This window comes from Microthrixaceae bacterium (assembly GCA_023957975.1).
Lineage (GTDB): Bacteria > Actinomycetota > Acidimicrobiia > Acidimicrobiales > Microtrichaceae > JAMLGM01.
Window position 1 is genome coordinate 1 of record JAMLGM010000016.1, and the last position, 23,926, is coordinate 23,926.

The 23,926-nt window shown below is 67.0% G+C and carries 23 protein-coding genes; 12 read left to right on the forward strand and 11 right to left on the reverse strand.

The genetic code is table 11. The features are described 5' to 3' along the window. A complete protein-coding gene (locus tag M9952_15825) occupies positions 1-1,065 on the reverse strand; it encodes an ATP-dependent 6-phosphofructokinase (protein MCO5314391.1) in 1,065 nt (354 codons plus the stop codon). 90 nt (positions 1,066-1,155) lie between these two features. Between M9952_15825 and M9952_15830 the strand changes: the two genes are divergently transcribed. After that, a complete protein-coding gene (locus M9952_15830; GenBank protein ID MCO5314392.1) occupies positions 1,156-2,010 on the forward strand; it encodes a dienelactone hydrolase family protein in 855 nt (284 codons plus the stop codon). On the opposite strand, the gene M9952_15835 is transcribed toward M9952_15830, so the two are convergent. Beyond that, positions 2,007-2,723, reverse strand: coding sequence for an HAD family hydrolase (locus M9952_15835; GenBank protein MCO5314393.1), 717 nt, complete (start codon positions 2,721-2,723; stop codon positions 2,007-2,009). The genes M9952_15830 and M9952_15835 overlap by 4 nt on opposite strands. Before the next feature lie 102 nt (positions 2,724-2,825). Between M9952_15835 and M9952_15840 the strand changes: the two genes are divergently transcribed. Further along, positions 2,826-4,076, forward strand: coding sequence for a hypothetical protein (locus M9952_15840; GenBank protein ID MCO5314394.1), 1,251 nt, complete (start codon positions 2,826-2,828; stop codon positions 4,074-4,076). Positions 4,077-4,089: 13 nt separating this feature from the next. On the opposite strand, the gene M9952_15845 is transcribed toward M9952_15840, so the two are convergent. Beyond that, on the reverse strand, positions 4,090-4,860 hold the full coding sequence (locus M9952_15845) for a sulfite exporter TauE/SafE family protein (GenBank protein MCO5314395.1): 771 nt from the start codon (positions 4,858-4,860) through the stop codon (positions 4,090-4,092). 70 nt (positions 4,861-4,930) lie between these two features. Between M9952_15845 and M9952_15850 the strand changes: the two genes are divergently transcribed. Beyond that, entirely contained in the window at positions 4,931-5,866 is a 936-nt protein-coding gene (locus M9952_15850) for a LysR substrate-binding domain-containing protein (GenBank protein MCO5314396.1), read from the forward strand. A 60-nt stretch (positions 5,867-5,926) separates the two neighbouring features. Here M9952_15850 and M9952_15855 read toward each other — a convergent pair whose 3' ends face one another. The 4 genes from M9952_15855 to M9952_15870 all read right to left on the reverse strand — a co-directional run bounded on the left by M9952_15855 (position 5,927) and on the right by M9952_15870 (position 9,438). After that, positions 5,927-6,757, reverse strand: coding sequence for a trypsin-like peptidase domain-containing protein (locus M9952_15855; protein MCO5314397.1), 831 nt, complete (start codon positions 6,755-6,757; stop codon positions 5,927-5,929). A gap of 289 nt (positions 6,758-7,046) precedes the next feature. Then, positions 7,047-8,297 carry a DUF3089 domain-containing protein gene (locus M9952_15860; protein MCO5314398.1) on the reverse strand — a complete coding sequence of 417 codons (1,251 nt, stop codon included), beginning with the start codon at positions 8,295-8,297 and terminating at the stop codon, positions 7,047-7,049. A 31-nt stretch (positions 8,298-8,328) separates the two neighbouring features. Next, positions 8,329-9,120, reverse strand: coding sequence for a PIG-L family deacetylase (locus tag M9952_15865; protein ID MCO5314399.1), 792 nt, complete (start codon positions 9,118-9,120; stop codon positions 8,329-8,331). Positions 9,121-9,123: 3 nt separating this feature from the next. Then, entirely contained in the window at positions 9,124-9,438 is a 315-nt protein-coding gene (locus M9952_15870) for a DUF2470 domain-containing protein (protein ID MCO5314400.1), read from the reverse strand. 146 nt (positions 9,439-9,584) lie between these two features. On the opposite strand from M9952_15870, the gene M9952_15875 reads away from it, so the two are divergent. From M9952_15875 to M9952_15885, 3 genes are all read left to right on the forward strand, one after another. Continuing rightward, a complete protein-coding gene (locus tag M9952_15875) occupies positions 9,585-10,262 on the forward strand; it encodes a biliverdin-producing heme oxygenase (GenBank protein MCO5314401.1) in 678 nt (225 codons plus the stop codon). Positions 10,263-10,349: 87 nt separating this feature from the next. Further along, positions 10,350-10,928 carry a MarR family transcriptional regulator gene (locus M9952_15880; protein ID MCO5314402.1) on the forward strand — a complete coding sequence of 193 codons (579 nt, stop codon included), beginning with the start codon at positions 10,350-10,352 and terminating at the stop codon, positions 10,926-10,928. After that, entirely contained in the window at positions 10,925-12,184 is a 1,260-nt protein-coding gene (locus tag M9952_15885; protein MCO5314403.1) for an MFS transporter, read from the forward strand. Before M9952_15880 ends, M9952_15885 begins: the two co-directional genes overlap by 4 nt. On the opposite strand, the gene M9952_15890 is transcribed toward M9952_15885, so the two are convergent. Both M9952_15890 and M9952_15895 read right to left on the reverse strand, forming a co-directional pair. Continuing rightward, positions 12,147-12,965, reverse strand: coding sequence for an oxygenase MpaB family protein (locus tag M9952_15890; protein ID MCO5314404.1), 819 nt, complete (start codon positions 12,963-12,965; stop codon positions 12,147-12,149). The two genes, M9952_15885 and M9952_15890, sit on opposite strands and share 38 nt — an antisense overlap. Before the next feature lie 35 nt (positions 12,966-13,000). After that, positions 13,001-14,572: an AMP-binding protein gene (locus M9952_15895; protein ID MCO5314405.1), complete on the reverse strand. Its 1,572-nt coding sequence runs from the start codon at positions 14,570-14,572 to the stop codon at positions 13,001-13,003. Positions 14,573-14,720: 148 nt separating this feature from the next. On the opposite strand from M9952_15895, the gene M9952_15900 reads away from it, so the two are divergent. The 4 genes from M9952_15900 to M9952_15915 all read left to right on the forward strand — a co-directional run bounded on the left by M9952_15900 (position 14,721) and on the right by M9952_15915 (position 20,327). Further along, complete coding sequence (locus M9952_15900; GenBank protein MCO5314406.1) at positions 14,721-16,310, forward strand: metallophosphatase family protein; 1,590 nt, start codon at positions 14,721-14,723, stop codon at positions 16,308-16,310. A 93-nt stretch (positions 16,311-16,403) separates the two neighbouring features. Then, a complete protein-coding gene (locus tag M9952_15905) occupies positions 16,404-17,441 on the forward strand; it encodes an AAA family ATPase (protein ID MCO5314407.1) in 1,038 nt (345 codons plus the stop codon). 22 nt (positions 17,442-17,463) lie between these two features. Further along, complete coding sequence (locus M9952_15910; protein ID MCO5314408.1) at positions 17,464-18,459, forward strand: DUF58 domain-containing protein; 996 nt, start codon at positions 17,464-17,466, stop codon at positions 18,457-18,459. Then, positions 18,456-20,327, forward strand: a complete 1,872-nt coding sequence (locus tag M9952_15915) for a DUF3488 and transglutaminase-like domain-containing protein (protein MCO5314409.1) — start codon at positions 18,456-18,458, stop codon at positions 20,325-20,327. The genes M9952_15910 and M9952_15915 overlap by 4 nt, the downstream gene beginning before the upstream one ends. Before the next feature lie 13 nt (positions 20,328-20,340). Here M9952_15915 and M9952_15920 read toward each other — a convergent pair whose 3' ends face one another. Both M9952_15920 and M9952_15925 read right to left on the reverse strand, forming a co-directional pair. Continuing rightward, positions 20,341-21,174 carry a hypothetical protein gene (locus tag M9952_15920; GenBank protein ID MCO5314410.1) on the reverse strand — a complete coding sequence of 278 codons (834 nt, stop codon included), beginning with the start codon at positions 21,172-21,174 and terminating at the stop codon, positions 20,341-20,343. 103 nt (positions 21,175-21,277) lie between these two features. After that, positions 21,278-22,120, reverse strand: coding sequence for a hypothetical protein (locus tag M9952_15925; protein ID MCO5314411.1), 843 nt, complete (start codon positions 22,118-22,120; stop codon positions 21,278-21,280). 29 nt (positions 22,121-22,149) lie between these two features. Here M9952_15925 and M9952_15930 point away from each other — a divergent pair, with 29 nt between their 5' ends. Together M9952_15930 and M9952_15935 are read left to right on the forward strand one after the other, a co-directional pair. Beyond that, positions 22,150-23,148, forward strand: coding sequence for a fatty acid desaturase (locus M9952_15930; protein MCO5314412.1), 999 nt, complete (start codon positions 22,150-22,152; stop codon positions 23,146-23,148). 45 nt (positions 23,149-23,193) lie between these two features. Beyond that, on the forward strand, positions 23,194-23,859 hold the full coding sequence (locus tag M9952_15935) for a DUF1345 domain-containing protein (protein ID MCO5314413.1): 666 nt from the start codon (positions 23,194-23,196) through the stop codon (positions 23,857-23,859). Positions 23,860-23,926 lie beyond the last annotated feature (67 nt).

Genomic DNA, 23,926 nt, shown 5'->3' on the forward strand with positions numbered 1-23,926 from the left:
TCAACAGGCGTCGGCCCGACCCGGCTCGCCGAGGCAGATTCCGATCGCCCGAGCCGTGCGCAACACTCCATCGTCGTCGGGGATGAGGCGGGCGCGATCGGCCACCTCGCTGAGCGGCACGGTGACGGCGTTGCCGTCGCGTAGGGCGATCATCACGTTGCGGTGACCCTCGACGATCGCCCGGATCGCCTCGGAGCCGTAGCGCAGGCCGAGGAGGCGGTCATCAGCCGTCGGGGAACCGCCCCGAAGCAGGTGCCCGAGGTTCGACCAGCGCGCCTCCTTGCCGGTCAGTTCCTCGAGTTGTTCGGCGACGAGTTGCGACACCCCGCCGAGTCGAGTCGTACCCTGCAGCGTGGTAGCGCTTCCACCGATCGGCTTGGCACCTTCGGCGACGACGACGATCGAGTAGTCCTGCCCGCGCTCGGCGCGCTGGCGGACCCGTTGCGCCACGACCTCGATGTCGTAGGGGATCTCCGGAATCAAGATGGCGTGTGCGGCGCCGGCGATGCCGGAGTACAGGGCGATCCATCCCGCGGTGCGTCCCATGACCTCGATCACCATGATCCGGTCATGCGCGGTCGTCGTGGAGACGAGTCGGTCGATGCATTCGGTGGCAAAGCTGACAGCGCTGTCGAAGCCCGGGGTCTGATCGGTGTGTTCGAGATCGTTGTCGATCGTCTTGGGGACCCCGATGACCGACATGCCCAACTCGGAGAGCTTGTGGCCGATCGTGAGCGACCCGTCGCCGCCGATCGCCACCATGATGTCGACGCCGAGTTCTCGAAGGCGCTGCACGACCGCCTCGCCGCGGCCCGTTTCAAAGGGGTTGCCGCGGTTGGTGGTGCCGAGGATGGTGCCTCCGACGTTGGTGATGTCGCGCACCACGTCGCGGTGCAGTTCGACGACCCCGTCGTCGTGGAAGAGCCCCTCGTAGCCGTCGCGAATTCCGATGACGTCCCAACCCTGATCGATGGCGCCGAGCACGGCACCTCGAATCGTGGCGTTCAGACCGGGGGCGTCACCGCCACCGGTGTTGATGGCCAGTCGCCGTACGGGTGCGGACATGGCGCCTCGCTTTCGGGGCCGGCAGGTCCGGCCGAGGAGAAACGGATTCGATATCTCGACCGTAGCGCCCGCGCCGGTAGCTTCTGACCCATGACAGGGTCCACGGAGACAGAGTTCGCGAACGGTTCACCCCTCGAGGCCTATTCGCGCTCGTCGTTCACTCACGAGGGGCTCACCCGCGACATCTACCGGCGCGGCAGCGGTCCGGCGGTGATCGTGATCGCCGAGATGCCGGGCATCACCCCGAAGGTGGTGGCCTTCGCGGATCGAGTCGTCGACCTGGGTTGCACCGTGGTGATGCCGGCGCTGTTCGGCGAGCCCGGCCTCGACCCCAACGCCATGGCCGTTCCGGCGGCCGCGCTCCATATGGCCGCGACCCTGACCCGGGCGTGCGTGGCGAAGGAGTTCACCGTCTGGTCCCTCGGCGAGACCAGCCCGATCGTCGGGTGGCTTCGAACGCTCGCGGCGCACGAACACGAGCGGTGCGGCGGCCCGGGGGTCGGCGCGGTCGGCATGTGCTTCACCGGTGGGTACGCGCTGTCGATGGCGGTCGATGACCGGCTGGTCGCTCCGGTGTTGTCCCAGCCGTCGATGCCGATCGCGTTGGGCCGCAGACACAAGGCAGCCCTCGACATCTCCCCAGCCGATCTCGACCGGGTGAAGGAGCGTGCGAGGCGGGGCGACCTGGAGGTGTTGGGCCTTCGGTTCTGTGGCGACCGACTGGCCCCGGGCGATCGTTTCCGGACGCTCGAGCGTGAGCTCGGCGAGGCGTTCGTCGGCGTGGAGATTCCGGATCAGTTCGCCAACAAGACGGTTCCATTCCCGCCTCACGGGGTGTTGACCGAGCACCTCATCGACGCGCCCGGCCAACCGACCCGTGACGCACTCGATCTCGTGCTCGATCTCTTTCGACGTCGGCTCCTGGCCGAAGAATCCGTAGATTAGGCAAGCAGTTCGTCGATCGTTTCGCCGCTGGCAACGCGGCGAAAGGTATCGACGGTGAGGGCGTCGAAGCTCGCGAGGCGCGAGAGCCCGGGTTCCGGCGCGACCGGCACCTGACGCTGCACGCCGATCACCCGCGCCCCGGAGGCGAGCGCCGACGCGATCCCGGTGGGGGAGTCCTCGACCGCGACGCACTGTGCGATGTCGACTCCGAGGAGGTCGGCGGCGGCAAGGTAGGGCTCGGGGTGGGGCTTTCCGTTGGTCACCTCGTCCCCGGTGACGCTGGTGGTCAACGTGTCGGCGGGAGCGCCGGCGATGATGAGGTCGGCCATGTCCCGATAGCTCATCGTGACCAGTGCTTGGCGAACTCCGGCATCTCGTAGCTCCGCGAGGATGCGCTGCGCCCCGGGCTGCCACTCGATGTGGTTGCCGAGGGTCTCGACCACCACGCCGATCAGCTCGTCGACGATCTCTGCGACGGAGCCGGGCACCCCGAGGTCCTGAAAGATCCGACCGGCGTTGGGCAGCGAGGTGCCGATGAGCTGCAGCGCGTCCTGTGGCCCCCAGTTCACCCCGTGGCGATTCGCCAGCAACACCTCGGCGCGCATCCATGCCGGTTCGGTGTCGACGAGGGTGCCGTCGAGATCCCACAACACCGCGGCCGGAAGTTCGGTCGGCGAGGGGGCGGTCGGGTGCGGGGTCGCGTACTCAGTCACCGCACCAGTGTGGTCGACGCTTCGAGATTGGGTGAGCGGACGCTGCGATACAAAATATGAACAGGTGTAAACCTGAAGGTCCGGCTGGGCTACGCTTCGCCCATGGATCTCAGGAATCTCGGCCGGGGCGAGCTCGCGGTGTTGATCCCCGAGTGGCTACTCGGCGGTCAACTCATCGATCGCGCCGGCATGCCCCATGCCATCGGTGCGTTCGGCCGAGAGGTCATGGGGGCCGTGGCGATCGACGAGTGGATGGGTGCCAGCCCGATCTACTCCAAGCGGATGCAGCGATTCCTGCGTTTCGAGGGCGACACCGTCGAGTGCATTTTCAAAGGGATGCAGCTCGACATCGGAGCGCCGCCGCAGTTCATGGACTTCCGCTACCAGCTCAACTCGGAGTACTCCGGAGAGTTCTGGCTGGACCATTGCGGGGCGCTCGTCGACGTTGAACCGATGGGGGAGGAGTACGTCGTGACGATGTGTCACGACATCGAGGACCCGACCTTCGATGCCACCGCCATCGCCACCAATCCGCGCGCCCAGATTCGTCCGATTCATCGCCCGCCTCGCGAACCGGCGGATCGCCACCCGCACTGTCACTGGACCGTGATCATCGACGACTCGCACCCCGAGGTCCCGTTTCCTGAGCAGGCCACTCAGATGATGCGGCGGGCGATCGCCACCATCGAACTCGACGAGCCCGATCGCAGCGAGGACGGGCTCACCGACTATTCGGGGCCGTTATTGGCCGACATCGTGTGGAGCGAGTTCGGTCGCACGACGCTGGTTCGCCTCGCCGAGGAGATCGCCGTCGAGTGGCATTTGCTGGCGATCTCGTTCCTGGAAGCGGTACGGGCACGGGCCGAGTCGGAGGAGTCGGCGCTGCGGATGTACCGGAATCAGGGCATCGGCATCGCAGGGGTGATGGCCCAGCGCCTCAAAGCGGCCTTCGATCTGGCCCCCGACCTCGATGGCCTCGAAGCGGTGTTCCAGCTGCACCCGATGATGCACCCGCTGGCCTACACCGCGATGGCGACGCGTCGTGACGGCGACTCGTTGGTGGTGAGCTTCGATCGCCGGGCCGCTGCGACCGCGGACGAGGCGTGGATGTCGTTCTGGGGCGACGGCCACCTTGACGCGCTGCAGGCCGTCGCCACCGAGGTGAACCAGCGCTTCGTGGTGGCCCTCGATGAGGCGTCGGGTGCCGACTCGCTCGTCGTGCGCATCACCGAGGGAGACGCCGAGGTGGCGGTGCACAGTTCGGTCGAGCTGACGAGGTTCTCGACCGGCGCGGGATTCGTCTTCGAGGAGCGCTCGACCCCGATCACGATCACCCCACGGTCGAGGTCCTAGAGGTTCGCGCTACTCAGGCGATCAGGTGCGGGAGTTCGCGGGCGAGAAACCACACGGCGAAGACCAACAACAGCACCCCGAAGGCTCGCTGGAGTCGGGCGACGTCGAATCGAGCCGCGCTGAGCGCACCGATGCGCGTTCCGGGGATCATTCCGATCGCGAACGCTCCGGCGACCAGCCAGTCGATGTCGCCGATGAACGAGCGGGTCACCAGGGTTGGGACGGTCAGCAGCGTGGCGACGACGAGGCTGGTGCCGGTCGCTTTGTTCATGTCGAGGCCGACCATCAGGAGGAACATCGGCACCAGCAGGAACCCCCCGCCGTTGGCCAGAAGGCCGGACAGAAAGCCGACGAGCGCTGCCGCCGCCGACAACAGCACCGGGTGCCGGTCGGCCCAACTCGGCGTATCGAGGACGGCGGCGGCACGGGTCGGGCGCAACACCCGGACTCCGACGACGAACAACACCACCCCGCTCATGGCGATGAGCGCTGGGCCTCCAACCCACTGCGAGGCGATCGCCCCGAGAATCGACGCAGGGACGGCGCCGATGATCGACCGTTTGGCGACCCGCCAGTCGACGTTTCCGGCCTGAACGTAGGACCACGCGCCGGTCGCCGATCCGGGGAGCATGGCGGGCAGCGGCCCCGACACGGCGGCGAGGCCGGGAACGCCGATGATCGACAGCATCGGCGTGGCGAATGCGGATCCGACGCCGAAGATGCCGTACAACACGCCAACGGCGAGGCCCGCGAGGATGATCGTCAGGGTGAGGTGGGGGGACACGCTTCAAGGATCACCGATTTCGACTCATATGTCCAAGAGCGGTAAATGATTGAAGTGATAAGCTTCACTTATGAAGTTCCACCAACTGTCGACCTTCGTGGCGGTGGTCGATCACGGTTCCGTCACTGCGGCGGCGGACGCGTTGAGCGTGTCGCAGCCCGCGGTGAGCCAGACGATTCGCAGCCTCGAACGCGATCTCGGCGTCGCGGTCTTCGACCGGATCGGACGCAACGTCCGGCTCAACGCCGCAGGCGAGGCGCTGTTGCCCGGTGCGCGCCAGGCGCTTCGGGATTTGCAGATCGCCCGCGATGCGGTGGCGTCGGTGTCGGCGTTGCGCAGCGGACGGCTCGACCTGGTGTCGCTGCCGACCCTCGGGGTGTCTCCGGTGGCCGAGCTGATCGGCGAGTTCCACCGGCGTCATCCCGATATCAGCGTCCGGCTCGTCGAACCCGACTCGGCGGCACGGATCGGATCGGTGGTCGCCAGCGGGGAGGCCGAGATCGGGTTCACCGAGCTGACCTCGCAGGGGGTGGTGCCATCGGATGCGACGTCCGCGGCCGACCGGCTCGAATCGGTCGAACTCGACCATCAGGTGTATGTCGTGGTGTATCACCGAAGCGTCGAACTCGACGAGGTCCATGCCCCCGACGGGGCGCCGGTCCCGCTCACCGAACTGGCGTCACTCCCGCTCGTCACGGCCATCGAAGGGACCTCGACCCGTCGGCTCATCGACGAGGCCTTCGCCTACGTGGGGGTCGCACCTCGCATTGCGGTGGAGACGGAACTGCGTGAGGTGATCGCCGCGGTCGTCGCTGCCGGCGGGGGGTATTCGATCCTGCCTCGGGTCGTGGCCGAGGCGATCGGTTCCCCCGATGGAGACATCGTGATCGCGCAGGTCGCGCCCCCGATTCGCCGGCGGGTCGGAGTCATCTTTCGTCCGGGCGCGATGAGCCCCGCCGGTCGAGCATTCCTCGAGGTGGTCGAGGAGTCGAAACGGCGGGGCTGAACGCACCCGGTGGAGGAGCCCGGGCGAACGTGTTGCGGGTCGGCACCCGCAGACAGGTCTCTAGATCTGCTGGCGCATCTGTTCCACGATGCTCATGGCTTTATCGATCGGGATGACGAAGCCCACGTTGGAGGCCTGGGTGCCACTCGACGAGGACGCCACCGCGGTGTTGATGCCGATCACCTGGCCGGCAGCGTTGACCAGCGGGCCACCCGAGTTGCCCGAACTGATCGCAGCGTCGGTCTGGATGAGGCCGGTGAGCTGCTCGCTCGAGTAGGCGTCTCCGGCGGTGATCGCTCGATCGAGGCCCGACACGATGCCGCGGGTCACCGACATCCCGCCCTCAAGGGCGAGCGCATTGCCGATCGCCACGACATCGTCGCCGACGGCGGCGGTGGAGGATTCCCCGATCGTCGCCGCGGGAAGGTCGGTGTCGGCGTCGACCTGGAGAAGCGCCAGGTCGTTGCTCGAATCGCCAGCGATCACCGTCGCCGGGTACTCGACCTCCTCGCCGTCGACGACCACGGTGACGGTCACCCGGGATGCTCCGCTGACGACGTGGGCGTTGGTGAGCACCTGTCCGTCGGAGGTGAGGATGACCCCGGTGCCGGCGCCCGATCCCGTTTGGGTGAAGGGGCCTCGACGCTCGACCACCTCGGTGTTCACCGCCACGACCGAGGGGCCGACGCGATCGACGATCTCGGCGACGCTGAGCGGCGAACTGGTGGAGGCGGCGGGAATCGCCGTATTGGCGCCGGTGCCGGAGTCGCCCGAAGCGGACGGAGGTGCCGCGGTCACCGCGGTGGGCGTCGCGGTCGATCCGGTATCGGCGAATGAAGCCGCCGCGAAGCCGCCGACTCCGCCGGCGACGAGCGCGGCGGCGACCGTCACGGCCGCCGCCCCGCGCCGAGCGGCTCGCGGTTGGGATTTCGCCGACCGGCCTCGCGGTGTCGCGGACTCGGCGGCACCGCCAGAAGCGGAAGGCGCCTCGCTGGGCGGCGCTCCCAAGACCGACGACGGTGCCGAATAGGGCGGTTCGTTCGGGGGGTAGGGAGGCGGGGAGCCCACCCAGGGCTGATGAGGCGGAAAGGGAGATTCGTTCATGGGAACGACTTTCCTCCGCGAACCTTGGAGCTTCCTCCGAAGACCCTGAAGGTCGGCTGTGTGCCTGTGGGAACGTTCAGCCGGATGCGGACGGCGCTGATTCCCACGCCTCGAACTGTGTGCTGATCAGGTCGATGATGTCGCCGAGAAAGAGGCTCACGTCGACGAGGTGCAGGCCCCACTCGGCAGACAGGTCGCCGGTGATGTCATCAGCGCGCGAGTCGGTGGGATCGGCGTGCACCGTGATCATCGCGGCGTTCTTCGTTTCGGTATCTCGGCACTCGGCGAACACGAAGTCGTCGAGTGCGACATAGGTGGTGTCGATGACCGCTCCATCGAACCATGAGGCATCTTCGGGTACCGCCGGGAGCAGCGAGGACAAGATCGAGGCGTTGCGGACGGCCGGCATCAACGGGGAGGTCACCGAGCGCGTCCCGCGCAACGACGACGGGGGGTTGCACGCAGCGACCGTGCCGTCGAAGTGGCGGCCGAAGATGGAGCCCGCCGATTCGGGCTCCTCGCTTCGGTACGAGGACCAGGTGACGACACAACCGGTGTCGGTTTCCTCCCGACACAACGGCGTCGAGGAGAACGTCGCTCCAACGTCGGCGCCGTCGGGGACCTGGATCGAGGTGCCGGCCAGGTAGGCGGCGATGAGGAGTCGTGAGGCCGACTCGTCCGGCTCGATCTCCTCTTGAATCAATCGCGTCAGGTGCATCGATCCCTGCGAGTGTCCGATCAACACGACCCCTCGCCCGTCGTTGTCGGTCGCGAGGTAGTGGCGCCAGGCGGCGAGGACGTCGTCGTAGGGGTTGACCTCGTCGTCGGGAACATCGCCACCGACCCGAGCACCGATCGATGCCAGGGTCCACTGTCGGTACAACGGGGCGAATACCCGACAGCGGCTGGTCAACGGTGCGGCCTGGTATCGGGCCACGTAGCCCTCTTCGTCCTCGCTGGCGAACCAGTCGCTGGTCGTGGTGGCGTCGCGCGAGATCGTCGGATAGACGTAGAAACAGTCGAAGGGCTGCTCGTTGCGTCGAAGGTCGGTGCGTTTCACCCCGTTCGCGTTGACGGTGCTCGCCGACAGTTCGATCGAACACGCGTCATCGGCCCCCGGAGCACACAGCCATTTCGCGGGGTCGCTGTAGATGTTGTCGGCCCCAGGGCCGTCGCCGGACGAGCCCGACGCGGAACCAGCGGTGGTCGAGACTGCGGTCGTGGTGGACCCAACGGTTTCGCCGTCGGCCGAATCGTTCGTGCAGCCGGTTGCCGCGGTCAGGGCGAGAGCACACATCGCCGCGGCCAGCTTCGTGGTGGTGATCACCGCCGCAACCGTAGTGGGTCGTGTGCAGGTGTTACTCCCGTGCGGCGGCGCCCTGAAGTCGAGCGACCAGGTGGTCGAGCACGCTGCGGGGGCCCATCCGTACGTACCATTCGTAGCCGTAGACCTCGCCGAAGGAACCCTGCAGTCCCAGGGACGGGTCGCTGATCTGGCTGCGATGAGCGGCGATGGCGGCCTGCTTTTCGGCCAGGAAGCGGTGTATGGGAATCGTCGTGGTGATCTCGACGGTGGAGGATCCGATGGGGCGCATCGAGGGGATCGATTCGTCGGCCCGGTGGATCAGGTGGGATTCGACGAAGTGGAGGTACTCGCGATCAACCGTCGAGAGGTATCGAGACGAGACCCCGGCGAGTTCGGCCGCCAGCATCGTCGCGCGGTGGGCGTGGATGTGGTCGGGGTGTTCGTAGATCCCGTGGTCGTCATAGCCGACCACGGCACTGGCCCGTTCCTGGTCGAGCACCTCGGCGATCTGTTCGCCGACGAGGTCGAGCGACGCTTCGACGAACGATCCGGTGTCGCCGGCGGACGCTGGGAGGTGTAGTCCGGAATCGACGTGATCGAGAAACACCAGGCGTGCGACCCCGAGGAGATCGCACGCTTCCTGGGCTTCGATGCGGCGGCGATGACGCAGCGACTCGATGCTCTCGGCACCGTCGCGTTCGCCCAGTTCTCCGGAGGTTGCGAGCACCACGACCGTGCGCACGCCGGCGTCGTTCAGCGCGGCGAGGGTTCCCCCGGTGAAGATGGCCTCATCGTCGGGGTGTGCATGGACGAATACGACGGTGTCGTCGCCCCTCGCCGGCACGGTCTACTCGTGGGCTCGGGGTTCGAGGCCGAGGATTTCGCAGGACTCGTCGTACATTCGCACGATTTCCTGGCGGATCTCGATCCGCTCGCTCAGCCGGCGGGCCCAGGGGATGCGGATGGTTTCGGTGCCGCTGGGTGTCACGACCTCGTAGTCGCCGCCGTCGTTGTCGAGGCCGATCATCCTGGCGTCGGTCGCGCCCGGCCGGGCTCCGAGCGCACGGGCGATGAGGAGCGTGTCATCGGCGTGGTCCTCGTTCATGTGCCGGGTCACGCCGGAGATCACGGCATCGTCGAAGGTCGGGAGGGGCTCGGGCATATGCATCTACTCACAGATCGTGGGTGCCTTGGCACACCATTGTTGGAATCGGGACGAATCGTATAGTGTGAAGCCCGCCTAACAGGCACGCCGATTGATCGACACGGCCGGAGGACGCTGAGGCGCCGGTCGTCAGGGAGTTACACGTGAGCACGATTGAGGATACCGTCGAAGCGCCCCTCGCTTTCTCGGAGCAGATCCGCCAAGCGACCTGGGGTGATCACGAAGGGGCGGAACACGCCACCTACATGGACGATCTCCTCGCCGGGAAGCTGACGCTGGCGCAATACGCCGTGCTCAAGGAGCAACTCTGGTTCGTGTACCTCGAAATCGAGAAGGCCGCCGAGCGCTTCGCCGACGACCCCGCCGCTCAGCCGTTCGCGTCGAAGGAGTGGATGGACAAGCTCCGCCGTCTTCCCGCCCTCGAGCGCGACCTCGACTTCATGAGCCCCGGCTGGCGCGGGACGATCACGCCGACCCCGGAAACCGCCGAATACATCGCTCGCCTGAAGGAGAAGGCTTCGGATTGGGCAGCGGGATGGATTGCCCACCACTACACCCGGTACATGGGGGATCTGTCGGGTGGGCAGATGATCGCCCGCCTCGCCTGGAAGCTCTACGACATCTCGCCCGAGGAGGGTGCGGAGTTCTATCACTTCGCCGACGTCGAGAGCCCGAAGGGCTTCCGCGATGCCTACCGCGAAGCGCTCGACGCGTTGCCCTACGGCGACGAGGAGAAGGCCGCGATGGTCGAAGAGGTTCGCGAGGCCTACCGCCTCAACACGCTCATGCTGACGCACCTTGCGAACTACATGCCGAAGTGACCTCGCCGGGTAGGACGCTGGCCGTGTGACGCTCGTCTCGGCAAATTAGTTTCACTAACTAACTAAATATCGGTATGCTGATCGGCGATGAGTGACTCACGCGCCGCAGCAGCCGATTCCACAACGGGTACCGACGTCGCGGCAGCGCCCAGCGGCATGGGCGACCTCGACGAGGTTGCCGCATCGATTCGCTTGGCGGTCCTTCGCCTGGGCCGAATTCTTCGCCACCAAGACCCTCACGAATTGTCGGCGCCGCTGACGACCGCGCTGTTGACGCTCGGTCGTCGCGGCCCGATGTCGCTGTCCGAACTCGCCGCCGCAGAACGGATCACCTCGCCGACCACCTCGAAGATCGTCGACAAGCTCGAGGGGCTCGGTTACGTGACCAAGGTGGCCGATGCGCACGATCGGAGGGTGTGTCGTATCGCCGTCACCCCGCAGGGCGCGGCGGAGGTCGACCTGATCGGCTCTCGGCGCACCGCCTATGTCCGGCGGTCGATCGACGCGCTCGCCCCCGAGTTGCAGGCCGCTCTGCCCGACGCAGTCCGGGTGCTCGAGGCGCTGGTGTCCGCCGCCGGCACCGCTGCTGCGACGAATGCCGACGAGACCGCAGCCGACGAGACCGCAGCCGGCGGGTTGGCCGCGGCCGGGGAGGTGCGGCGATGAGCGTTGCCGCCACGGTTCCACCAGTTGCCAACACGAGCACCTTCGCCTCGCTTCGGGTGGCGAACTTCCGCCGGTTCTTCATCGGCCAGAGCATCTCCCAGGTCGGCAACTGGTTGACCGTGCTGGCCCAGTCGCTGCTCATCCTGCATCTCACCGGCAGCGGGTTCGCCGTGGGGCTCCTCACCGCAGCGCTGTGTGGCCCCGTGCTGTTGTTCGGGCCGATGGCCGGCCTCATCGCCGACCGGGTCGACAAGCGCAAACTGCTCATCGGCGTTCAGTCGGCAGCGATGGTGCAGTCGTTGCTGTTGGCGCTCGTTGCGTTCAGCGACGATCCATCGATTCCGGCGATCTTCGTGCTCGCGTTCATGGGTGGGGTTCTCACCGCGCTCGACAACCCGGCCCGTCGGTCCATCGTCGTGGAGATGGTGCCGGTCGAGTCGGTGAACAACGCCGTGTCGATCAACAGCGCCCTGATGACCGGGTCGCGAATCATCGGCCCGGCGATCGCCGGCGGCCTGATCGCGACGGTCGGCTACGGATGGTGTTTCCTGATCGACGGCATCAGCTACATCGCCGTGCTGATCGCCTTCGCTCGGATGAATCCGGCGGAGTTCCGTCGCGCCGAGGCGCCGGCCCCCGGCAAAGGTCAGGTGCGCGCCGGACTGCGATATGTCCGCAACGAACCCGTGTTGTGGGTTCCGCTGGTGATGGCGACGATCATCGGCACGTTCACGTTCAACTTCAGCGTGGTGTTGCCGCTGTTGGTCGTCGACAGCTTCGGAGGGACCGACACGACGTTCACGACGCTTTTGTCGGTGTTGAGCATCGGGTCGTTCGTCTCGGCGCTCGCCTTAGGCCGACGAGCGGTTGTGCCGCTGCGTCACGTGTGGGTGGCCGCCGCTGCGTTCGGCGTGTCGATGCTGGGGTTGGCGGCGGCCCCGTCGATGGCGATCGCGTACCCGATCGCGGTGCTCATCGGTGCCTCGAGCATCGCGTTCATGGTGTCGTCGACCGCGATCGTCCAACTCAACGCCGACCCGTCGATGCGCGGCCGGGTATTGGCGTTGCAGGCCATGGTGTTTCTCGGGACCACGCCGATCGGCGGCCCGATCCTGGGGGCGATCTGCGAATGGATCGACCCTCGCGCCGGGGTTGCACTCGGGGCCGTCGCTGCGCTCGTCGCGGCGGCGTACGGCTGGAGCCGCGACCCGGATCGGATCACACCAAGGCTTTACCGCTCCGCACCCGCTGCCTGAAGTCGTACAGGTAGGCGTTGAGCGGAAACGCCCGAACGGGTGTGGGGAGGTGGCGGTTGAACATCCCGATCGAGGAAAACAGCAGGTCGAAAGCCCGTTGATCGGCACGCGACCATGACAGGTGCATCTGTTTGCGGAACGCGGGTTCGAGGAATCCGGTGGTCAGGAACCTGTGGAACGGCCGAGTGGCGAACGCGATGGGTGCGGGCAGCATCGTGAGGTCGACGAGTTGCATCAGGTACTCGCGGACGCGGTCGTCGATGTGCACCTTGGTGAGCTGTTCGTCCCAGTAGGTCTGAAAGTCGTCGCGGGTCTTCGGCCACTGTTCCTCGCGCATCTGCAGGGTGGTGCCGAGCACCCGACTCATTTCGTAGAGGCCGTTCTGGCCGCGGTAGCGGGCCCTTGGATAGAGCGCATTGTGCACGTCCTCGGAACCCTTGTAGAGGCAGGCCGCCACCCACAACTGCAGCCCGGTATCGAAGGCGTTGTAGTCGACGGGGCTGTCCTCGGTCGACCGCACCTGGCGGTGTGCGGCATTCACCGCCTTTCGGTACGCCAGCTTCTCGGTGTCGGAGCCGTAGGCGGCGACCGCCAGGTAGGTGAACGTCGTGCGCATCCGTTTGAACGGATGCTTGGTGACATTGCCCGAGTCGACCTTGCTCTCGGCGACGCCGTGGCCGATGCCGGGCATCGACAGTTGCATGATGACGTTCGCCGCACCGGCGGCGAGTGCGACACCGGAGATGACGTCATTGAAATTGCGGGGGTGGATGACCGACACGTTGCCTCCGTTCGTTCCGGTTCGTTCAGATCGGCTCAGCCGACAGCGCTCGTCGAGTCGCCGTCGCGCAGGAGCCCCTTGACGACCTTGCCGCCGGCATTGCGTGGTAGTTCGTCGTGGACGACGAGGGCCTTCGGCTGTTTGAAGCGGGCGAGTTTGTCGTCCATCCAGACCTCGAGTTCGTCGATGGTGAGTTGCGCGCCGGGGGCCAACACGACCGCGGCGACCGGCACCTCACCCCACTTGTCGTCGGCGCGCCCGTAGACGGCGACATCGACGATGTCGGGATGGGCGAACAGCGTGTTTTCGACCTCAGCGCAGTAGACGTTCTCGCCGCCCGAGATGATCATGTCCTTGGCCCGGTCGACGATCCACACGAACCCCTCCTCGTCCTGGCGAACGAGGTCGCCGGAGTGGAACCACCCGCCTCTGAAGGCTTCGGCGGTTGCGTCGTCGCGGCGCCAGTATCCCTGCATGAGGTTCGGGCCGAGGTAGACGATCTCACCCACCTCTCCGACGGCGACGTCGTTCATCTCCGCATCGACGACCCGGTACATCAAGGTGGGAAGCGGCTTGCCGACCGACCCCAGCTTTCGAAGCGAATCTTCGCCGGACAGTGCGCAGGTGACGGGGCTCATCTCGGTCTGGCCGAACACGGCGATGTTGGTGGCGTTGGGGAAGCACTCGGTCATCTGGCGCAACAAGGTTTCCGACGCGGGGGCGGCGCCCCAGCTGATGATGCGCAGCGCCAGATCGGCCTCTTTGACGTAAGGCTCGGCGACGATGGCCTGCCACTGGGTGGGGACGTTGAACACGACCGTGGCGCGCTCGGCCTCCCAGGCCTTGATCGTGTCGAGCGCGTTGAAAGCGCCGAGGGGATGGATGATCGAAGGGATGCCGAGGAGGAACGAGGTGGCGATCGAGCCGAGACCTGCGATGTGGAAGAACGGGGCGGTCACGAAGGCGACGTCATCGGGGTGGTCGCCGTTGATGCGCACCATCGACGTGGCCTGGCTGAACAGGTTGAGGTGATCGAGCATCGCACCCTTGGGCCGGCCCGTGGTCCCGGAGGTGTACATGATGAGCGCCGGGGTGGACTCGGCGACATCGGGGGCCTCGAAGCCGTCGAGTGGTTCGGCGATCAGATCGTTCGAGGACTCGTGGTCGCTGTCGGGGCTGGCGTCGCCGAGGATGATGATCCGCTTCAGGCGCGACGTGATCTGTTGGGTGGCGCCGATGAGCGGGGCCAGTAGGGCATCGGCGATGATCGCGTCCGCGTCGGCGTCGTCGATGATGAAAGCGATCTCGGGTGGGGTCAGGCGAATGTTGATCGGCACCGCCATCGCACCGAGGGTGTTGACGGCAAACACCGCTTCGAGCACCTCGGTGGAGTTCAGGGTCAACAACATGACGCGGTCGCCGAAGCCGACGCCGCGCCGCTGAAGGGCTGCGGCGAGTGATTGCACGCGATCGTGGAACTCGCTCCAGGTCGTCACCGCGCCGAGGTGCTTGAACGCCGTCGCGTCGGGACGCATTCGCGCATGGACTGCGACGTGGTTCATCCAGTGGTTGCGACGAACGGACCGTGGAATGACCGAGTCGGACATGGGACCCCCTCCATGAACACTATTGGCGATGCGCCAACAGTAGAGGGCGGACGTGTTGAGAGCCAGCGATGTCCTCGGTCGGCGGTGGTCACCGCCGTCGGCGGCGACCGCACGCGGATGCGGTAGGTCGGGTGGCTACGCTTCGGCCATGGGTTCCGAGGCGACTCCACACTCGGTGCGAGATGACGTCTCGCGCTCGGCGTCGGCTCGCGACCCACGGTGGGTCAAGGTGGCGGTGGTGCTCTTCGCTGCGGTCGTCGCGATCTTGGCGATGCCCATGACCTCGTTGGCATCTCGCGAGGTCGGCCCCGGGGTCGTGAGCGCTCGCATCGCACCGAGTTGGCCGGGCGAGACGGTGTTGGAACTTCCGCCGCTCGGGCGTCTCGCGGCTGCGACTCACCGTGGTCCGACGCAAGTCGCGCTGCGCCTCGACGAGGTCGATGTTCGTGCGGCTCAATCGTTGACGACCTCGACGGGGGCGTTCGATCGGGAACATCTGAATTCGTTGGTCGAGGACGATCTTCCCGGACTCTTCTGGCGTGTCGGGCTGCGGCTCGGGGTGCTGTCGGCCCTCGTCGGGGCAGCGGCGGCCCTGCTGTTGCCAGGCCGACACCGAGACCGGGGTTGGTTGTGGCGCCGCACGTTGATGGGATCGGTGGCCGCGGTCGTGGCGGTTTCGGCCGTCGCTGCGAGCACGGCGGTGGGCTATTCGACCGACGCGTTCAAACAACCGAGGACCAGTGGTCCGCTGTCGATGGTCAGCCCGTTGATCGCCCAGGCTGGCGACAACTTCACCGACGGTCTCAAGCAGATCGACGATCGTTCGAAGGTGCTGGCCCAGAAGCTCGCCGACCTGTACTCCTCGACGATCGACGCCGATGTGGCGGCCTCGAGCGGCGAAACCGTCATCTTGCACGTGTCCGACATCCACCTGAATCCGGTGGGAATCTCACTGGCTCGCGAGCTGGCGTCGACCTTCGACGTCGACGCCGTGATCGACACCGGCGACCTGACGTCGTTCGGCCAGGAACCCGAGGCGCGCATGGTGTCGGAGCTGTCCAAGTTCGACGTCCCGTACTACTTCGTCGCCGGCAATCACGACGGGTTCGAAGCTCGCAAGGCGATTGCGGCAATCGACGGAGTGACGGCGATCGACGGCGACGTGGTCACCGTCGGCGACGTTCGGATCCTCGGAGTGGAGGACCCGACCCAGACGGCGCTTCGGTCCATTCCCCGAGCGGACCTTCAACGCCGCTACGAAGCCCAGTACCCGAGAATCGAGGAACTGTTGCGTCGACACGAACCCGACGTGTTGGCGATTCACAATCCGGTCCAGGCGGTTCCCGCGATGGGCAAGGTGGCGACGGTCATCGGTGGCCACGTTCATCGGTTCACGCTGAGTGAATCGGACGGCACCGTGCTGGCGACCGTGGGGTCGAGCGGCGCCACCGGGCTCGGCGCGCTCTTGGTGGAGACCCGCGAGAACTACGCGTTCGAACTGCTGCGGTTCTCCGGCAAACGCCTGGTGGCCATCGACACGATCGAGTTGCGTGGAACCCGCGGCGAGTTCGTCTCGCGCCGTCATCTCATCGGTCCAGGCGTGTCCTACGGTGATGCGGCCGAGGTGATCGACGAGATGGTGATCGAGCCGTCCGCCGATCAGTTCGCCACCACGACCACGGGGTCCGAGCCCGAGCCAGCGTCCGAATCCGAGTCGACGACGACACTGCAGGAGTAATGCCGTCTGACCGACGGTCCGACAGTGAGGTGTGAGCGACCCGAGGCGCCTTCGCCGTCGATCCGGCATCGCCGCGTGTAAAGCTGTGCGGCGATGAGCGAACAGTTCTCGAGCGAGTCGCACCCGCACCCGCAGCTGCACCGTGATCCGACCGAGATCGCGGCGGCGCTCGTCGAGGCGCTCGGTCGGTCGGTGAAGGGCAAGTCGGCACAGATCGGCCTCTTGGTGGCGGGGCTGTTGAGCGGGGGCCACGTCCTGCTCGAAGACCTCCCCGGCTCGGGAAAGACGCTGCTGGCCAAATCGCTGGCCCGCGCTACCGGTGGCGTGGTCGGGCGTGTGCAGTGCACCCCGGAGCTTCTGCCGGCCGACATCGTCGGCACCTCGGTGTGGCAGCCGAGTTCCTCGCAATGGCAGTTTCATCCGGGTCCGGTGTTCGCGAATGTGCTGCTCGTCGACGAGATCAACCGGGCCTCGCCGCGGGCGCAGGCAGCACTGCTCGAGCCGATGGAGGAGCGCCAGGTCACCGTCGATGGCGCCACCTATCGGTTGCCCGACCCGTTCTTTTGCATCGCCACGCAGAACCCGCACGGCCAGGTCGGCACCTATCCGCTTCCGGAGAGCCAACTCGACAGGTTCTCGTTGGTGTTCTCGCTCGGATGGCCCGACCGCGACGCAGCAAGGGAGATTCTGGTCGGGGCGGGAGGGGTCAGTCAGCTTCCGGCCGTCGTGGCGGTGACCAACCCGACCGAGTTGGCGAATTGCATCGCGGAGGTTCGTCAGGTGCACGTGGCTGCGTCGTTGGTCGACTACCTCTTGACCCTGGTCGACGCAACCCGACACCATCGCTCGATCGACGTGGGCGTTTCGCCTCGCGTCGCGGCGAGCCTGCTGGCGCTGGCGCGGGCCCATGCGGTGGTGTGCGGACGTGACTTCGTGACCCCCGAGGACTTCCAGACGGTATTCGGCCCGGCGTGCGCCCACCGGGTGCGGCTTGGTGCCACCGACGGCGCGTCGGCTGCGCCTGCTGCGGCGGGCATAGCTGGTGTGCCCGAGATCGTCGCCCCGTCCTTCGGCGCTGCATGGAACGTACTCATGGCGGTCCTGGCCTCGGTGCCGGTGCCCGAGCGGTAGGGATCGGCGGCGAGGGTCCGGCGTGGGGAACACAGCGAGGTCCTGGGTCCGAAACGCTGGCGACCGTTCGGGCACCCCCGGGCGCGTTCGACCGACCGCGTTCGGTGCGACGTTGCTGGTGGCGCTCGTCGCCGCGGTGGTGCTTCGACCGGGCGTGGTCGACCGGGAGGCTGCGGCCATGGTGCTCGTCGCGGTGGGCGCGCTCCTCGTGGTCGGGGTCGCAATGCCCTTGGTCGCGCTCCGGTCGCTCACGGTCGAACTGGAGCCGCTCGTCACCGAGCTCGATGTCGCTCAGGTCATGAGATTGCGCTGCACCGTGTTCGGGTCGGCGGGGGTCGGGCCGCTGCGAGTTCGCGTGGCGTCGGTTGGCGAGCCGGTGCCGCTCGCGTTGACGGCGCAGAGCGAGCTGCAGTTCCCGGCGCCGAAGCGCGGGCGCTTTGAGACGCTCGAGGTTGAGGTCGTCACCGAAGGCCCGATCGGGGTGGTGCGATTGGCGCGACGCTTCGAGGTGACCCTGCCACGACCCTTGATCGTCGGCCCGGAGGTGGTGGCGGCGCAATTGCCGTGGCAGGACCTCGTCGTCGGCACCGAATCCTCGTCGTCGCGACAGGATGAGGATGGTGCGGTGCGGGCCGTGCGGCCCTATCAGTTCGGCGACACGATCAGCAGGGTGCACTGGCGTGCGACCGCCCGCCGAGGCGATGTCCTCGTTCGAGAGTACGAGTCCGAGGCCCATCGCCGGGTGACGCTGGCGGTCGACCTCGGAGCTTGCGATGACCCCGAGGCTGTGGCGTCCCTTGCGGCGGGGCTGGCGCTGGACGGGTTGCGACGAGGGGCGCACGTCGTGCTCGCTGTCAACGACGGTCGGCCACACAGCACCGAGGTTCGCTCGGCCGTGGAGGTGAGGAGAGCGCTCGCGGTCGCCCGCGTCGGCGAGGTAAGCCCGACGAGCGGCGGGCTCGTTATCGATGTCGCCCGTGCCATCGCGTCGCCGCCGCCCGATGGGGCGCAGCGATGAGTGGCGAACAGGTCGCGCTCGATCGACGGGCGGCGTCGCCCCGACGCACCCTCGCGATCGGTGCCCTGAGCGCTCTGTCGGTCGGGCTCGCTGTCAGCTTGTTGCCGGCGCGCGTCGGGGGAGTGGCAATGGCGTTCGGCAGCGGAGCGACCGTTGCGCTGTTGGGGGTGTTCGGCCTGCGGTCGGTGCCGCTTCGTCGGGTCGTTCGTGGGCTGTGTCTGTTGGGCGTCGTCATCGTGGTCGGCTGGGCAGACCTCGCCTCATCCCAGGTCGACACCACCATGGTCGGGCTGGCGTGGATGGCCGCCACGGCCGCAGCGCTGGTGGCCGCGCAAACGACCTGGGGGGCTGCACCCGGCCGGCCACCGCAATGGTCGGCGCCCGCCGTTGCCACAGCGACGGTCGGCCTCGTGGTCGCCATGGCCACCTCGGCCATCGTGTTCTCGCCGACCGTGACGGGCGCGTTCGGCGATGGTGTGCGTTCGGGGGCCAGCGCGAATCCGTGGGACCGGCAATCGTCGAATCCGATGGCTGCGACGAGTCAACTCGACATGACCCGGCGACCACGTCTCAGCGACGACCTGATCATGACGGTGCGAAGCGATGCCCCGGGGTTCTGGCGAGCGCAGGTGTTCGATGTCTGGGACGGCCGAACCTGGACGATATCGGATGCTCAGCTGGCCCCGATCGGCGCCGACGGTTCCGTCAACTCGACCGACCGCGATGACCTGGCCACCGCCACGCTCCACCAGCCGACCGAGGTCGTCGAGCAGTTCCGGATCGAGGCGCGGTTCTCCAGTTCCATGCCGCTCAGCCCGGTTCCGCTTCGGGTCAACGCCGATGAGAACATCAACATGGTGTCGCTGCCGGACGGATCGATCGTCGTTCCCGCGGGGTTGGGCAAAGGGGCCACCTACGAGGTGACGAGCGCCCGACAGCTCGACCTGACTGCGGAGGTGCTTCGCTCGACGAACGAGGTGGAGGCGAATGCACGGATCGCCGATCGGTACGCGCAGCAGCCCGTCGCGACCGAGCGTGTGCGCCGGCTCGCGGTCGAACTGGCGGCGGGTGCAGACACCACCTTCGACAAGGTCCAAGCGATCGAGGCGTGGCTCGACCGCAACGTCACCTATTCGATCGACGCCCCGCTCGCCCCGACCGACACCGATGTCGTCGACGACTTCTTGTTCGAGTCCCGCGTCGGCTGGTGCGAACAGATCGCTTCGTCGATGACGGTGCTCTTGCGCGAACAGGGGGTCCCTGCCCGCCTCGCGACCGGATTCGTGCCCGATAGTCGCGATGCGGTCAGCGGGCGGTACCGGGTTTTGGAGAACGGTGCGCACGCTTGGACCGAGGTGTGGTTCGAGGGTGTGGGGTGGGTGCCGTTCGACCCGACCGCCGGCATCGAAGTGTCGGGTCGGGCCAGTCTCGGTGAGTCGTCAACCGGAGCGGTTCGCACGGCTGCGATGATCGTCGGTCTCGTCGTGGTGTTGTGGGTGGTGCTGTGGCCACCGGTGATGGGACTCGTTCGTCGCCGCGGCCGCGGTGTGCGGCTGTTCGAGGCGGCGTTGTCCGCTCTCGATCGACGTCGCCGAACGCGCCGGTTGGCGCGCAGCGGCGAGGTCGCAGACCGTGTGGTCATCCGCCTCGAGGAGGTGGCACGACGTCACGGCCTCGAGCGCAGCCGCGATGAGAGCGGTGCGAGGTTCGCCCGACGTGTGGGCGCGACCCTCGACGTCGAAGGTCTCGACGAGGTCGCCGCCGCGCTCGACCTGCGGCTGTATGGCCCCGACGGCGAACGTGACAAGGCGGTCCCTCAGCTCGAATCCGCGCTCACCCACCTGTTCTCCGATAACCAGTGGTCGTGATCACGACCACTGGTTATCGGAGAACAGGCACGGCGCGGGCGTAGGCGAGGGTCGTGATCTGCCCGGTCGACACGTCGGTGAGGGTGACCTCGATGCCGTCCCACGGGCCGGCACCCACCAACCGCGCGTGGCTCTCAACCGGCCCGGCCCCGGTGCGAAACAGGTAGCGCAGGTCGAGGTCGACGACGAAGGCGGGCTGTTTGGTCGTCGCGGTCACGAGTTCCTCCGCCGCGGCCTCCACGAGGAGGGCGACCATGGCTCCCTGCAGCGTTCCCGCCGGGTTGAGGACCTCGGGGATCATCGCCATCTGGAGGTGCCCAGCGGTGGGGTCGACCACGACGATCCCGGTAGCGTCGCGAAGCGGCCGGTCGAGCACCCCGAGTTCGGCGAACCGTGCGGGAACGTCTTTCGGGGCCACCGAGATCTTCGGCGGGTCATCGGGCCGGCGCGGGACCCGGGCGAATCCGATGCCGCCGGCACCGACGAGTGTCTCGCCGACGGTGAGCTCGACGCGCGACGACATCGATCGGTTCCCGTCGCGCAACAGGTGATGGGTCCCGGTGGTGATCTCGGTGGCGGTGATCGGGTCGGGCCGCATGCGCAGGGTGAGGTCGGTGGTGAAGGACCATCGTTCGGGGTCGGTGTCGATCGCGATGCCGGCGACCGCGTCGACGACGTAGGCCAACACGCTGGCGCGCACGATGCCGTGATGGAGGATCGCCGGGTTCGGATGAAGGTCCAACACGAGATCGCTGTCGACCATGCGGCCCCGAACACCGAGCAGCGACGGGATGAAATTGAACTCGACGCCGATGTCGGTCATGTGGGCCTCCTTGGGTGCGTTCATCCTGCCTGCTTGCGCGAACTTCCTGCCAGAAGCGACACCACGTATCGCTGTAGGCAGGAAGTTTGTGGCGCTAGGTGCGCAGGCCGCGTCAGCGCACGCCCCATCAACGATCGGCGTGGCGGGCGAAATGCTCGGTGATCACGTGTCGAAACGCGGCGTCGAAGCGTTCGTAGTCGTCGCGTAGGCGATGACCGGGCCACCGCGTTGGAGCGAGCCGGTCGGGCAGCAACGGATCGGCGGCCAACAGCCGCAACACCGCGGCATTGATCATGAATGACTCCGCGAGCGCCCCAGCATCGCCGCGTTTGAGTTGGCGGGTCATCGGCTTCATGTCTCCGATGAGGTCGGTCGCCTGTCTCGCCCACCCGTTGAGGTCCCACAGCCGCGCTGCGAGTGCGGCCTCGTCGATGTCGACCCGAGCCACGGTTGCGCTGAGCGTGTCGGGGGAGTGGGCCCATCGTTCGAGCGGCTCGGCAGGCCCCAGGTTGTCGGGCCGGAGCCAGACCCCCTCGCGCAGTTCGCCATAGTGGGCGGCGCTCAATGCGGAGCGCACGGCCGCACGATCGCCCGCGTTGCGGCGCTCGCCCGCCCCGACGATCACCTGTCGCCACGACCCGTCCCACGTTCGACGCTGGCCGATTCGCCCGGCCGTCTGCCGGTGTTGACGGGCGAGCAGGTCGGTGGAAACGATGCGGTAGCCGCGCCCCGTTGCTTCAACCTCGCCGGCGGTGGACATGCGGCTGAGCGCGGTGCGGGAGGTTCCGTCCGCGATGCCGAACAGTGCGGTGGTACTCAACAGCAGCGGTGTCGGCAACCAGGCGCCGTCGGTGCCGAGCAGCACCGACAACAGCACCGAACGGGCGGTCAGTCGCTGCAGCGAGACGCTCGGCCCCGCAGCATCCGAGCCGGAATCGACTGCCGATCGAATATTACTGGCTGTTGACACATGTTTGAGTTTCGTAGTAAATCTCGAGCATGGCAAGCCCATCGGTACTCGTGCGAACCACGATGGTTCCGTCCCCGGATCTTCTCGCGGACGTGTTGCCGACCGAGCGCCTCACCGTCTCGGGAATGCCGGTACCGGAGGTCCGCCGAGAGCTGCGACGTATCGACAACCTCCGAAACGTCGGATCCGTGGTGCTGTGTTGGGCGCAGGCAGCGATCACCATTGGGTTGTGCATCTGGATCGGCCACCCGCTGGCCTACCTCGCTGGCATCGTGTTGATGGGCCCGGTGTTTGCCCGCTTCCTGATCCTCGGTCACGAGGCGGCGCACAAGTTGTTGTTCACGAACAAACGGGCGAACGACTTCGTCGGCAAGTGGCTGCTCGACGCCCCGGGCCTCGTCCCGTTCGGGATCTACCGGCGTTCGCATTTCGCTCATCACAAGGAGGAGTTCGGTCCGACCGAGCCCGACATCGCCTTCTACCGGGGCTACCCGATGCCGGCCTCGTCGCTGTGGCGAAAGCTCCGGCGCGACGCCTTGTTCAGCTCGGGGTGGAAGAACCTCACGCCGCTGTTTCGGACATTGAAGAGCGCGACGGGTCGGCGTCTCGCCATGCCCATCTACGTCACCCAGGCTGTGATCTTCGCGGTGTTCTGGGCGATCGGACACCCGTGGTTGTATCTCGTGTTGTGGATCGTGCCGTGGATGACGTCGTGGCGGGTGATCAACCGGCTGCGGGCCATCGCCGAGCACGGCGGGATGGAGGCGAGCAAGGATCGCCGCAAGACCACCCATCATGTGCGGCAGTCGAGGCTTGCGAGCTTCTGGGTCGTGCCGTTCAACACCGGCTGGCATCTCGCCCATCATGTCGACATGGGCGTGCCGTGGCGGAACCTGCCGGCGCTGCATCGCGAACTCGTCGATGCCGGGTGGGTCGTGCCGGAACTCGAGTACCCGAACTACCGTGCGCTGTGGAAGGCGCTCGCCTCCGGTGCCGAGGACTCGGCGGGTGGGCGTCACGGCAACTGATCCGGACCGCGCCTGGCGCCGGACCACATGACGACGGGGCGAGAGGTGAGCGACGAGCCGGCATGGAGGGCAAGGACCCGGGGGGAGTCACGCTGGGCCGCGAGTTCTGCGTTGATCGTCGCTGCGGCTGCACAGGCTGCGTTGCCGACGGATTATCCGAGCGTGTTGCGGTGGGGTTCGCCGGTGCTGATCGCCGTCTTGTTGGTCATCTCGTTGGTGGTGAACCCGAATCGGATCGATGCCCATTCGACGACGTTTCGGGCCTTGAGCCTCGCCACGCTCGCTGCGTTGGCCCTCGTGAATGCGGTGACGCTCGCCATCATGATCGACCGGCTCGTCGAGGGGATCGACGTCGCCGCCGGCCCACTGTTACGGGCTGGGCTCGCGGTCTGGATCACCAACACGATCGTGTTCGGGCTGGCCTACTGGGAGTTCGACCGTGGCGGGCCGGGCCGCCGTAGCGAGGGCATCGCGGAGTACCCCGACTTCTCGTTTCCGCAGATGCAGGACCCGGACCTCGCGCCGAAGGACTGGGAACCGGAGTTCGTCGATTACCTGTACGTGAGCTTCACCAATGCCACAGCGTTCAGCCCGACCGACACGATGCCGATGACGCGGTGGGCGAAGCTCATGATGTTGGTGCAGTCGGTGATCTCGCTGTTGACGGTGGCGCTCGTCATCGCCCGCGCTGTCAACGTTTTCGGCCGCTGAGGGAACGGGGTGGCCGACTGGGGTGAGGGAGCCTCGATCCGTGGCGTCGCTACGGTGTCCTCCATGG

Coding starts and splice junctions, on each gene's coding strand:
- M9952_15920 (MCO5314410.1), bottom strand. CDS start 21,174: ATGAACGCACCCAAGGAGGCCCACATGACCGACATCGGCGTCGAGTTC.
- M9952_15880 (MCO5314402.1), top strand. CDS start 10,350: ATGAGTGACTCACGCGCCGCAGCAGCCGATTCCACAACGGGTACCGAC.
- M9952_15885 (MCO5314403.1), top strand. CDS start 10,925: ATGAGCGTTGCCGCCACGGTTCCACCAGTTGCCAACACGAGCACCTTC.
- M9952_15870 (MCO5314400.1), bottom strand. CDS start 9,438: ATGCCCGAGCCCCTCCCGACCTTCGACGATGCCGTGATCTCCGGCGTG.
- M9952_15930 (MCO5314412.1), top strand. CDS start 22,150: ATGGCAAGCCCATCGGTACTCGTGCGAACCACGATGGTTCCGTCCCCG.
- M9952_15825 (MCO5314391.1), bottom strand. CDS start 1,065: ATGTCCGCACCCGTACGGCGACTGGCCATCAACACCGGTGGCGGTGAC.
- M9952_15905 (MCO5314407.1), top strand. CDS start 16,404: ATGAGCGAACAGTTCTCGAGCGAGTCGCACCCGCACCCGCAGCTGCAC.
- M9952_15840 (MCO5314394.1), top strand. CDS start 2,826: ATGGATCTCAGGAATCTCGGCCGGGGCGAGCTCGCGGTGTTGATCCCC.
- M9952_15895 (MCO5314405.1), bottom strand. CDS start 14,572: ATGTCCGACTCGGTCATTCCACGGTCCGTTCGTCGCAACCACTGGATG.
- M9952_15900 (MCO5314406.1), top strand. CDS start 14,721: ATGGGTTCCGAGGCGACTCCACACTCGGTGCGAGATGACGTCTCGCGC.
- M9952_15915 (MCO5314409.1), top strand. CDS start 18,456: ATGAGTGGCGAACAGGTCGCGCTCGATCGACGGGCGGCGTCGCCCCGA.
- M9952_15850 (MCO5314396.1), top strand. CDS start 4,931: ATGAAGTTCCACCAACTGTCGACCTTCGTGGCGGTGGTCGATCACGGT.
- M9952_15830 (MCO5314392.1), top strand. CDS start 1,156: ATGACAGGGTCCACGGAGACAGAGTTCGCGAACGGTTCACCCCTCGAG.